Origin of the sequence: Mesobacillus sp. (assembly GCF_049588175.1) — a bacterium.
GTDB lineage: Bacteria > Bacillota > Bacilli > Bacillales > Cytobacillaceae > Mesobacillus.
The window spans coordinates 1-8,298 of record NZ_JBAVFI010000622.1 but is presented as its reverse complement, the minus strand read 5'-3'; the positions used below and the strand labels follow the sequence as shown (position 1 = coordinate 8,298).

Below are 8,298 nucleotides of genomic sequence, written 5' to 3'. Positions count from 1 at the left end.
CAGCAGAACCGCTTCGTCTTCACGAAGAAAGCAGAAAAAGGATTAAAAAAGAGACCTTTGAGTAGTAATCCAATATCCAATTCGCTTTTACAGGCAAATTTACTTTTAACAAGGCTCTGTTAAAGCTGAATGTTGATTTTTAAACCCTGTTGATTGTAGTGGAAGGCGCGTAGACTCCTGCGGGCGCAGCTGGACAGGTGAGACCTAGGTGAAATGATTCTCGTGAGGAATCATTTGCACCCCGCAGGAGCGAAGCGACGAGGAGGCTCAGTGCCAGCCCCTAGAAGAATTTGTTTATGAAATAGCCGGCAGGTGGGCTTTTTCATAATTCTTCCGCGGAAAGCGATGCGCCTGGAACGGAAATCAACAGACCTGTTTTACTACCAACCAAAAACAAAAAAACTGTAGACAAGCTCGCTCTAATCGAGTTTGTCTACAGTCTAAAATCCCCTGCTTCAGGGGATTTAAATCAGTTTAAAATAAAGCTCTAGCCACTTTCTTAGACATCCTCTTCATTTTTCTTCCAGACATCATATTGTTGTTGGAAGCATAATTATAGGCTGCCATACCAGCGCCAAATGCAATAACGGAGGTTAACATTTTATTCATGTGTTTCACCTCTTCAGTTTATTTTACATGCCATATTGACGTTGATCTTCATCAAATAAGTCGTCAAGGGAGCTTAATGTTCCATCTTCCTCGACTTGGTGGGTATGAATCAGACCTTTGGATAGAGACAGTTCAATAAAGCAATTCCAGCAATAGTATTGGTTTATGCCAATTTTGCCTATATCCTTGCTTCTGCAATTGGGACAACTTAACATACAGGGACACCTCATCTCGATTTGACAGTGACGATGATGGCATCCTTTCCGATTGCAGGCGGATCAATGGACTTGACCACACGCTTCCCATTCGTGATATCCGAAAAAAAGCCATCCGTTAATTCGTACCCTACAATCGTTCCCATTTCCTCCATGAAATATACGTCTTCCAAAAGTCCTAACTGTTCTCCTTCCTTAGAAAGAAGCTTTTTCCCAGCAAGGCTTTGGTGATGTTCAAATGTATATTCAGGCTCTGTCTCCATTGATTCCAGTGCTGACTGATCGTTAATCATAATCCCATCACAGCCAAAAGAAACAACATTGCCAACCTTTACTTGACACGTTTTCTTAATGAACGCACCCTTTTTAACAAGTAAGCCTACTACGCTTCCACTGCTTGAAATGCTCACATCACAAACTTCGCCCAGTTTTTGCCCACTCGCCAATTCATACACAGGAAGACCCTTTAATAGTGAAAATGTCCGCAAAAGTGTGTCCCGCCTTTCCGAACATTTTTAGTTTCCGCTCTCCTCCAGGAATTCATAAGGTGTAACGTTTTCCATTGGGCTTGAAGATTTTGTTTCTGAAGTTTTTTAGAGGCCGAAGCCAACTGGTTTTAAACTGACTGAATGTTGATTTCACTGTGTTTGAAAAATAACCGGAAGAATTCCCTTTAAATTAGGAAATATCCATATTTCCTTAAGAATAAGCGGAGTTTTTCCGTTTATATGATGCAAATCTTTAGGATTTTGGCTTATTTAGAGCAGTTAACCGGAATTCCTCCGCTTATATCTGCTTCTAAGCTTCCTCATTATCCATTAGCCGGAAATTTTCCGCCTATTACTTCTCATACCTATTCGAAAATCATCAATGAATAATGACAGAGCCAAAGCCAAAGAAAAACGTGGTTTTGTAAATAAAAAACACAGCATTTTGCAGTCCAATTGGCGAGGTAACAGAAATCTTCTCTGTACTCTTACATTTTGATATACAAATTGGACTACAGTTACACGCCTATTTTTATAATTATTCGCGTTATATCAATAAAAAATGACCATCAAATTCACATACAAATTGATGGTCATTTTAATATACATTTTGGAATTTTGTGACAGGTAACAGAACCCGTTAAGTTAATAAGCGGGTTTCCGATATTTTTCAGCTTCCACGTTCCTCCATGAAATCGTATGGAGTGACATTCTCCATGCCAATCATCGGGTCTGCGTTCTTTATTATTTTTAAGTAGTTAACTCCCTCTTCATTTACACTCTCGTTCTCCCCTGGATTTACTACCTTCCGCTCAGAAGATTCATCAGAAAGAATGTCTTCCTTTGCTCTCTCTTCTCCACCTATCTCCGGAAGCATTTCAACAAGCTTTTCGACTAGTGTAGTATTCCGCTCTGTATCTTGACCGCGTTCAATTCCCATTTTCAAGGCATCCTCTTCGCCTACCAGGATCAGGAATTGTTTGCTTCTCGTAATCGCAGTATAAATAAGATTCCGGCGCAGCATCCTGTAGTAGCTTTTTACGACAGGAAGAACGACAATCGGAAATTCACTTCCCTGCGATTTATGGACTGAACAGCAATATGCATGTGTAATTTGTGATAAGTCTGGCCTGTTATAGGTTACTTCAATGCCATCAAATGAGACAATTAGCTGGTCTTGTTTTTCGGTATTTTCCTTTGCATAGAAAATCGCGACTACTTCTCCCATATCGCCATTGAATACATTTGCCTCAGGCTGGTTCACAAGCTGCAAAACCTTGTCGCCAATCCGGTATTTTATATCTCCAAAAGCCAGCTCTTTCCGTGAACCATCAGGATTAGGGTTGAACAACTCCTGCAAAAGCTCATTCAAGCGGTCAATTCCCGCAGGTCCTCGGTACATCGGAGCAAGAACCTGGATATTCCGGGGTGAATACCCCTTCTTCTTTGCGTTGGCAACGACCTTTTCGACAACCTGTGGAATCTGGTTCGTGGTGCATTTGATAAAAGAACGATCAGGCTTTTGTACGGATATATCACTAGGAGATTTTCCCTTTTTAATTTGGTGCGCAAGGTCGATGATGGATGATCCTTCCGCCTGACGATAAATATCCGTCAATCGGACCGTTGGAACCCTTCCGGAATCGAGTAAATCCTTGAGCACCTGACCCGGTCCTACAGAAGGAAGCTGATCTTCATCGCCTACCACAATAACTTGAATATGGTCTGGCAGTGACTTGAATAATTGATGTGCAAGCCAGATATCAACCATTGAAGTTTCATCAATAATCAGAAGCTTGCCCTCTAGAGGCTGGTCCTCGTTATGTTCAAACCCTGATGCTCCATTCCAGCGAAGCAGCCGGTGAATCGTAACGGCTGGAAGCCCAGTTGATTCGGTCATCCGCTTTGCGGCGCGGCCTGTAGGAGCGGCAAGCAGGAATGGGTAGGGTTCTTCTTTTTTATAATCCTTAGAATCCAGTGAACAGCCATGTAATTCAGCATACAACTCGACAATCCCTTTTATAACAGTGGTCTTCCCCGTTCCAGGTCCCCCTGTCAAGATCATCATCGGGGACATCAGGGCTGTCTGGATCGCTTCCTTTTGGCTTGGCCCGTATTGGACGCCCAGACGTTCCTCCAGATTGCCAAGGGCAAGCAGAAACTCCGATTCAGGAAACTGGTTTTCATACTCTGTCTGTTCAAGAATTCTTTTAATATTTTTAACAAGCCCTTTTTCTGAAAAATAAAGTGATGGCAAATAGATTTTTTGTTCTTCAGCCATAAGCTTGCCTTCTTCGCCTAGTTGAATCAATTCTTTGGAGATATCAGTGAACTCAATCTCTATATTTTGGTTGTCTTCTAAAAGCTTTTTCACATCGACCAATAAAGACTCTCCGTCCATGAAAACATGCCCGCCTTGTATGCTCGAGTTTTCAAGAGTATACAGACAAGCCGCCTTTATACGGTCTGGATGATTGCCGGTCAACCCAAGCTGGCTCCCTAGCTCATCCGCCCTCCCAAAGCCGATGCCTTCAATGTCCTCGACGAGTTTATATGGATTGTTCTGGATCACTTCAATGGCCTGCTCTTTATATACCTGGTAGATTTTCATCGAGAGCTGCGGACCGAATCCATATTGATTCAATGCGACCATTACCTGTTCAAGCCCCTGATGCTCCATCAGGGTATCGTATAAGTCCTTAGCCTTTTCTGGTGCAAGCTTTGGGATCTGATCAAGCACTGAAGGGTTCTCCACAATTCTGGTTATCGCCTTTTCTCCAAGTGTTTCCACGATTTTCTCGGCTGTCTTTTTACCGATGCCCTTAAAAAGATCGCTCGATAAATAACTGACGATGCCTTGTTTTGATTGCGGCAGGTCCTTCCGAAAATGCGTAGCTTGAAATTGCGTCCCGAATTTCGGATGCTCTTTCACTTCACCAAAAAATATGTAGGTTTCTTGCTCGTGAACACGGGGGAAATACCCTGTAACGACCGCTTCCTTATCCTCATACTGTTCATTTGTTTCCTCGACCCTGATCCGGAGTACTGTGTAAAGATTTTGTTCGTTATGAAAAATAGTGACTAGATGCTTTCCCTTCATGAACTTTCCCTGCTCTGAAAACAAATCAAGCGAGTCTTGCTTTTCCAATGGATTCCCCCCCTTTCTGCAGATTCACGTATATTATTGGAGATCCTGCCCCTCAATCAACTTTTTGCCATGTCCAGCCAGCAAGTGATCAGGCTGAACTTCTATGGCGCGGTTGAACATTTCCAGCGCCTTTTCGCCATCTTCCTTAAAACCGTATGCAACCCCTAAATTATAAAGTGCATCGGCATGCTCAGGATCAAACTGCACTGCCTTCCCAAGACTTGTGATCGCTTCGTCGATAAAACCTTCTCGTGCGAGGCATAATCCATATTGAAAATGAGCTTCAGCGTCATCTTCAAGAAGCTCCGTGCTTCTTTGTAAATACGGAAGAGCAAGTCTGCTATTGCCCATCTGTGCAAGGCTCATTCCAAGCATGAAGTAATTGTCCCCTGTTTCGAGACCTTTTTTCATTGCCAGCTCAAACATATTCTTGGCTTCCTCGAAATTTTGTGCATCATAATAAACGCCGCCTTTGCTGTAATAGGCCGCGGTGGCATTCTCATCAAGGTTGATTGCCTTATTGTAAAAATTCAAAGCTCTATCGGTGTCACCGACTGCTGTCAGTACATTCCCGAAATTTATGTATGCTACAGGATCAGCTGGCTTAGCATCAATTGCTTCCATGAAAGCCTGAGCCGCTTCCTCCCATTTACCTTCCTTCATTAACTGAATTCCCGCCTGGTTTTTATCCATTTTCACCACTCCAATCTCCATGCAAGTATACCATAAACCTGCGCATTTTAAGTTACCCTATGTTCATGCAAGAATCCCCGGCGATGCTAACCCGCCGGGGATGAATTCAAGATTATTAACCGACATAAGTCAATTTGCTGCCAGCCTTGAAAATCTCGTCAATCGTTCCGCCTCCGAGACATTCTTCGCCGTCATAAAATACGACTGCCTGCCCTGGAGTCACAGCCCTGATTGGTTCTTTAAAGAAAACTTTTGCTGTGCCATCCTCTTGCATTTCAACAGACACAACATTGTCAGGCTGGCGGTAACGGAATTTGGCTGTACAGTCAAAGGTCTTTGGCTTTTGCTTGTCCGAAACGAAGCTGATATTGACTGCCGTGATGCTGTCTGAATAGAGCAACTCATTATGGAAGCCTTGCTCAACAAGCAGAACATTGCTTTCGAGATCCTTACCAACGACAAACCAAGGTTCTCCTGATCCGCCAATTCCAAGACCTTGGCGCTGTCCAATCGTGTAATACATCAAACCGTCATGCTTCCCTTTTACCTCACCGCTCATCGTTTCCATATTCCCAGGCTGGGCTGGAAGGTAATTGCCGAGAAGCTCCTTGAAATTTCTTTCGCCGATAAAGCAAATGCCTGTACTGTCTTTCTTTGCAGCAGTTGCAAGACCTGCTTCTACTGCCAATTCCCTGACCCGCTTTTTCTCCAGGTTCCCAATTGGAAAAAGGACTCTTTCCAGCTGGCTCTGGTCGAGCTGGTTCAAGAAATAAGTCTGGTCCTTATTCTCATCAAGGCCGCGAAGCATCTTACGTTCACCATCGCGGTCTTCCACACGTGCATAATGGCCTGTTGCAAGATAATCTGCACCTAGATTAAGGGCATGCTCAAGGAATGCCTTGAATTTGATTTCCTTATTGCACATAACATCAGGGTTTGGCGTCCTGCCCGCTCTATATTCATCTAGGAAATAAGTGAAAACCTTATCCCAATATTGTTTTTCAAAATTAACCGCATAATAAGGAATGCCAATCTGATTGCAGACACGGATTACATCCTCATAATCCTCTGTTGCTGTACAAACGCCGTTTTCATCAGTATCATCCCAGTTTTTCATAAAAATACCGATGACGTCATATCCCTGCTCCTTTAAAAGCAGCGCAGCTACCGAAGAATCGACACCTCCAGACATCCCAACCACCACTCTAGTATCTTTTGGTGATTTTTCCATTATGCTTCACCTCTTTTCTTTCAAAACTATTTTCCCTGACTGCTACCTTTTTTTCGTCAGCCTCTGAACAATTTTAGCTGTTTCTTCTGCAGCTTTTTCAACCTGAGCTCTCGTATTATTTAAACCGAAACTGAAACGGATCGAATTGGTTAAACGGTCAGATTCCTTTCCAAACATCGCAACGAGCACATGAGATGGGTCAATCGAGCCAGCTGTACATGCTGAGCCGCTTGATGCAGCTATACCTGCGAGATCAAGATTAACTAGCATCGCCTCGACATTCGTTCCTGGAAAGCTTAAGTTTAAAATATGCGGCAGTGAATTTTCAAGCAATCCGTTCTGCTGGAAAGAGATTCCGCTCGTTTGAAGTTTGTCAATGAACACATTCCTGAACTCATTAAAAGCTGTACGTTTGCTTTCAAGTTCCTTTATAGATAGCTCAACAGCTTTACGGAAGCCCGCAATCGCAGCGACGTTCTCAGTCCCTGCTCGCCGTTTCCGCTCCTGTTCACCGCCGAACAGCTGACGAGCCAGCTTAATTCCATCACGAATAAATAGAAAACCCATTCCCTTTGGTCCATTGATTTTATGGGCCGAAACGGATAGAAGGTCTACCTGCAAATCATCAACCATCAACTTTTCAATTCCGTACGCCTGTACAGCATCTGTGTGGAAAACGGCCTGGTGTCCCGACAGCAGTTTGCCTATTTCACGGATTGGCTGGATTGCGCCAACCTCATTGTTTCCATGCATGATGGTAACGAGGATGGTGTCTTCCCTTAAAGCCTGGGCGACTGCCTGCTCTGACACTTGGCCATTCTTATCCACAGGAAGATAGGTCACCTCAAAACCACGCTTCTCCAGTTCTTCACAGCTGTGCAAAACAGCATGGTGCTCAATCTGGCTCGTAATGATATGTTTACCTTTTGTACGATTGTTTTCCGCATAACCGATAATCGCCAGGTTATCTGCTTCGGTTCCACCGCTTGTGAAAATGATGTTATTTGCTTTCGTCCCAATGCTGGCAGCAAGTTCATGCCTGGTGTCATCCAGGATTTTGCGTGCTTCACGGCCGAAATGATGAATGCTTGATGGATTTCCAAATTCAGCTTCCATCACTTTTACCATTGCGGCCAAGACTTCAGGATGGATCGGTGTAGTTGCAGCATGATCCAAGTATATTCTTTCCAAAATAATACCCTCTCTTCAGAAGATTTTCACTGTTGAATACTAAATATAAAACATATAGGCGTCCGATTCGCCAAAGTTGTCTGTATGGTTTGCCAGGTCCTCGATTGTAGTGTTATCAAGCACATCCTTCACCGCGTCCCTGATCCGGGTCCATAGCTCACGCTTCGCAGGTTCCTCGTCCTCGATTCCCTCTACAATGCTAATAGGGCCTTCCAATACACGGATAATGTCACCAGCCGAAATTTTTGACGGCAGGTCTCCCAGGATGTAACCGCCATATGCGCCGCGAATACTTTTAACAAGGCCAGCATTTCTGAGCGGAGCGACTAATTGTTCTAAGTAATGCTCAGATAAATCATTAGTATGCGCAATAGACTTTAGGGAAATAGGGCCTTCCCCATATTTCTTGGCAAGTTCAATCATAATCGTAAGTCCATACCGGCCTTTAGTTGAAATTTTCATAAAAGCACCTCTATTTCATTTCTGAAAGGTTATTTTTTTAAACAGGTATCACAGATTATATATTTTATGCCCCATACGGCATTTATAATTAAATTTTAACAAAATCCTCAGTCAATAGGTAGGCTTTTGACATTATAGCACAAATTGCATGGACAATGCGCAAGTGTGCCGTTCGTGTTATTGTATAGATACGAATATATGTTTTATTGGAGCGATGGATATGAATCTAAAACCTCTCGCTTTCAGGATGAGACCTCGGAC

Annotated in this window: 8 protein-coding genes; all 8 read right to left on the bottom strand. The window is 43.4% G+C overall.

From position 1 onward, the window contains the following. Positions 1-474: 474 nt before the first annotated feature. The 8 genes from WB217_RS15050 to cymR all read right to left on the bottom strand — a co-directional run bounded on the left by WB217_RS15050 (position 475) and on the right by cymR (position 8,037). Positions 475-609 carry a YrzQ family protein gene (locus WB217_RS15050; RefSeq protein WP_335376268.1) on the bottom strand — a complete coding sequence of 45 codons (135 nt, stop codon included), beginning with the start codon at positions 607-609 and terminating at the stop codon, positions 475-477. Positions 610-632: 23 nt separating this feature from the next. Continuing rightward, on the bottom strand, positions 633-824 hold the full coding sequence (locus WB217_RS15045) for a hypothetical protein (protein ID WP_207500111.1): 192 nt from the start codon (positions 822-824) through the stop codon (positions 633-635). A gap of 11 nt (positions 825-835) precedes the next feature. Continuing rightward, positions 836-1,312 carry a PRC-barrel domain-containing protein gene (locus WB217_RS15040; protein ID WP_423994056.1) on the bottom strand — a complete coding sequence of 159 codons (477 nt, stop codon included), beginning with the start codon at positions 1,310-1,312 and terminating at the stop codon, positions 836-838. Positions 1,313-1,982: 670 nt separating this feature from the next. Beyond that, positions 1,983-4,460 (bottom strand): ATP-dependent RecD-like DNA helicase, encoded by a 2,478-nt coding sequence (locus WB217_RS15035; RefSeq protein WP_423994055.1) that lies wholly within the window; start codon positions 4,458-4,460, stop codon positions 1,983-1,985. 33 nt (positions 4,461-4,493) lie between these two features. Beyond that, positions 4,494-5,153, bottom strand: a complete 660-nt coding sequence (locus WB217_RS15030; RefSeq protein ID WP_423994054.1) for a tetratricopeptide repeat protein — start codon at positions 5,151-5,153, stop codon at positions 4,494-4,496. Positions 5,154-5,268: 115 nt separating this feature from the next. Next, a complete protein-coding gene (gene mnmA / locus WB217_RS15025) occupies positions 5,269-6,384 on the bottom strand; it encodes a tRNA 2-thiouridine(34) synthase MnmA (protein WP_423994053.1) in 1,116 nt (371 codons plus the stop codon). Between the two features lie 42 nt (positions 6,385-6,426). Continuing rightward, positions 6,427-7,575 carry a cysteine desulfurase family protein gene (locus WB217_RS15020; RefSeq protein WP_423994052.1) on the bottom strand — a complete coding sequence of 383 codons (1,149 nt, stop codon included), beginning with the start codon at positions 7,573-7,575 and terminating at the stop codon, positions 6,427-6,429. A gap of 39 nt (positions 7,576-7,614) precedes the next feature. Next, positions 7,615-8,037: a cysteine metabolism transcriptional regulator CymR gene (cymR, locus tag WB217_RS15015; RefSeq protein WP_207500116.1), complete on the bottom strand. Its 423-nt coding sequence runs from the start codon at positions 8,035-8,037 to the stop codon at positions 7,615-7,617. Between the last annotated feature and the right edge of the window lie 261 nt (positions 8,038-8,298).

Coding starts and splice junctions, on each gene's coding strand:
- cymR (WP_207500116.1), bottom strand. CDS start 8,037: ATGAAAATTTCAACTAAAGGCCGGTATGGACTTACGATTATGATTGAA.
- mnmA (WP_423994053.1), bottom strand. CDS start 6,384: ATGGAAAAATCACCAAAAGATACTAGAGTGGTGGTTGGGATGTCTGGA.
- WB217_RS15045 (WP_207500111.1), bottom strand. CDS start 824: ATGTTAAGTTGTCCCAATTGCAGAAGCAAGGATATAGGCAAAATTGGC.
- WB217_RS15030 (WP_423994054.1), bottom strand. CDS start 5,153: ATGGATAAAAACCAGGCGGGAATTCAGTTAATGAAGGAAGGTAAATGG.
- WB217_RS15050 (WP_335376268.1), bottom strand. CDS start 609: ATGAATAAAATGTTAACCTCCGTTATTGCATTTGGCGCTGGTATGGCA.